The organism is Bacillus sp. 5mfcol3.1 (assembly GCF_900114335.1).
Lineage (GTDB): Bacteria > Bacillota > Bacilli > Bacillales > Bacillaceae_G > Bacillus_A > Bacillus_A thuringiensis_S.
In genome coordinates this window covers 1-2,834 of the sequence record NZ_FOST01000047.1, presented here as the reverse complement: position 1 = coordinate 2,834, position 2,834 = coordinate 1, and the positions used below count along the sequence as shown (strand labels likewise).

The window sequence follows — 2,834 nt, the reverse complement described above, 5'->3', positions numbered from 1 at the left end:
AAAACATTTGGATATTGGTTTTACAAGCAAACAAAAGATATTGCTATGTTACAAGAAATATTGAATCATAGTACACCACAAATTACACTAAGATACATTGGAATTAATAAAGAAGAAAAAGATAATGTACTTGATACATTTCGCATCTAATTTAGTGTTCAGCAACAATAAATGAGTTGGTCATGTTTTTATTTAATTAATATAATTAAAAGAGAGACAATTTATGCACCAAGATTTAAAGAAGTGAGCAAGCATTGAAAGAAAATAAGCATCCTTATGGATTATTAAATACGAATAGGTATATAAAATATGGAATTGAAAGTATAATTATAGTGCCAAATATAGATTTATACAGATTAACACAACTATAAATTATAGTAAAAAGGGGATTGAAATAAATGTTGTATCAAGTGCACATGGAAGTAACAAACATTTCTGGATCTACTAAAAACTTACATCTATATGAGTATGATAAAGAAGACAAAAATAAAATTATTGAAGAAATAATTTTACCATACCTACAAAAAGAAGAACTACAATTCGACGGTTATTTTTTAAAAGAACCAAATATAGTTAGGTTAAACGTGAAAACTACCGAATTGCCTATAAAAACTATAGTAAGCAGAATAGACGCTGAATTACCAGCTAATGTGATTATGTTTATAGAAAAAGAGGACGCTTTTGATAGTGATCAATATACTAAAGACGTAACGACAGAATTATTAAAAGAAGCTAAAGTAAGAATGCAAGAACTTCCAAAGCTATCAGCAAGCCCTTCATCTACTGAAATTGATAATAAAAAAGTATTTATAGTACATGGACATGATGTGAGTGTAAAAATTGCCGTCGCTAGATTTTTAGAAAGGTTAGATTTGAAACCAATAATTTTACATGAACAAGCTAGTGGTGGCACAACAATTATTGAAAAAATAGAAAATAATACAGATGTAGGTTTTGGAATTGTACTTTATACGCCCTGTGATTTAGGTAAGGCTAAAAATGATGCCGAACTACAAATAAGAGCTAGACAAAATGTTGTATTTGAACATGGATATCTAATTGCAAAATTGGGAAGATCCAATGTTTGTGCATTAGTTAAAGATAATATTGAAAAACCAAATGATATATCAGGAGTTGTATATATTAACTATGATTCAGAAACTGGTTGGCACATGGAGTTATTTAAAGAGTTAAAAAATGCTGGCTACGATTTAGATGCAAATAAGTTATTTTAATAATTTATTACAATTAATGTTGATTTAGAATTATTTATTCGAAATGACTAAAAGTTTGCAATTAGACCAAAAAAAAAGAGTCCTAATAATCAAAGACTCTTCTTTTTATGGTTATTTGATATTACCAAGGTTTTTAATTCACACACGCTTTTCAATCAGTTGAATTTGAAAAATATCGCTGTCATTAATACCAAGCACCTTCATTTCCTCTTTAAATGAACGCCAGGGTTCCACTTTAATAGATTTTATACTTTTATCCCGCAAAGTATATTCTCTTATATAATATGACTTTTGTTTTATGTTTTTCTTCATACAACCTTCTCCTGTTATTATTAGTTGATGTAATCATAGTATCTTTTTAACGAGAGCTTAGACTTAAAACCTACCTGTTTTATTATTTCTCCCTCTAAAACTTCATTTTCAATTAGCCGTAGGATGAAGCTATTTCGTAGATGTTGTGCTGAAATTCCTTTTCGTAAATTCGCCCTTTCAACTTCCAGTCGGATCATTTTTTGAACAGCAATTTCTGTTAAAGCCTTGGGAGCATCGTTATCATATGACCAATGATAAGTTTTTCGAGTAAAATCGAATGCTACGAATAGTGGATCATTGCTATGATATTTGGGACGAACAGGCTCAGGAATACTTTTATAATAATTAAATAATATTTTTTTATCATATTTAGTTAAAAGAACAGTTCTCTCTATACCCACTATTCCTGGTACTAGGATTGTATTTTTTTCAAAATGGACGTGCTTCATCTGTAAACCTACAAGTTCTTGTAAGGACAATCCATTATTAATGAGTAAATGCACAACAGCAATGTTACGATCCATAAGTAAAGGGCGAACAGAGCATTGTTTTTCTGTTAATCCTTCTAATGAGGTTAAAATGTACTTTAACCTTTTTTCTTCCGCTTTAGAAATAAAGTCTTCATCACGTAAAGCACGATTAGGCTGAATTACAAAATTCATATCTTCTATTGGATTAGGTAAGTCTAAATATTGATAAAGTCTACTTAGAACAATATAAACACGATGTAACGTTTTATCTGAGTAATTTCGTTGTTTCTTTAAATCATTAAAATACTCTTCATAATCCTCTGTATTAAGTGTTGTCCATATATTGTGTAATGGTAGCTTTTTAGATTCTTTTAACCACTGACCAAAATCTTCAATATCATAGGCATAGCGTTTAATTGTAGAAGGTTTTCTTCCTTTATCTAATAAGAAAGAGGAAAAATGCTGTACTGTGTCTTGGAACTCTTTTGTTGGCATAACCTTATCATCCTAATTTTTTCTTTTAGTATATCAAATTTAAAATAACTTAAAGTATACATGCTCTTCCACAGTCCTTTAAAAATCAAATCCTAAAAAAACACATTATGAATTTAATAAATAGGATAAAGATTCATTTTATGAAGCATATAGGTATATTAAATAGCTATATTGTGTAAACAAATTATATGGCATCCCCCCCTCTAGAGAGGAGGTAACACTTTATGGATAATAGCTTAGCGATAAGAAACCCTAAACTAGCTAAACAGTGGCATGAAACTAAAAATGGAACATTAACTCCTTTTCAAGTTACAGTTGGTTC

At 29.4% G+C, this 2,834-nt stretch carries 3 protein-coding genes and 1 pseudogene; 2 read left to right on the top strand and 2 right to left on the bottom strand.

What is annotated here, in order from left to right:
• Positions 1 to 150 (top strand): annotated as a pseudogene (locus BM089_RS30270) (integrase); the annotation flags it as partial.
• 248 nt (positions 151 to 398) lie between these two features.
• Positions 399 to 1,235: a TIR domain-containing protein gene (locus BM089_RS30265; RefSeq protein ID WP_090979186.1), complete on the top strand. Its 837-nt coding sequence runs from the start codon at positions 399 to 401 to the stop codon at positions 1,233 to 1,235.
• 138 nt (positions 1,236 to 1,373) lie between these two features.
• Here the strand turns inward: BM089_RS30265 and BM089_RS31310 are convergent, their stop codons facing one another.
• Together BM089_RS31310 and BM089_RS30260 are read right to left on the bottom strand one after the other, a co-directional pair.
• Positions 1,374 to 1,547 carry a hypothetical protein gene (locus BM089_RS31310; RefSeq protein WP_175495718.1) on the bottom strand — a complete coding sequence of 58 codons (174 nt, stop codon included), beginning with the start codon at positions 1,545 to 1,547 and terminating at the stop codon, positions 1,374 to 1,376.
• Positions 1,548 to 1,567: 20 nt separating this feature from the next.
• On the bottom strand, positions 1,568 to 2,512 hold the full coding sequence (locus BM089_RS30260) for a tyrosine-type recombinase/integrase (protein ID WP_090979184.1): 945 nt from the start codon (positions 2,510 to 2,512) through the stop codon (positions 1,568 to 1,570).
• Positions 2,513 to 2,834: the final 322 nt, after the last annotated feature.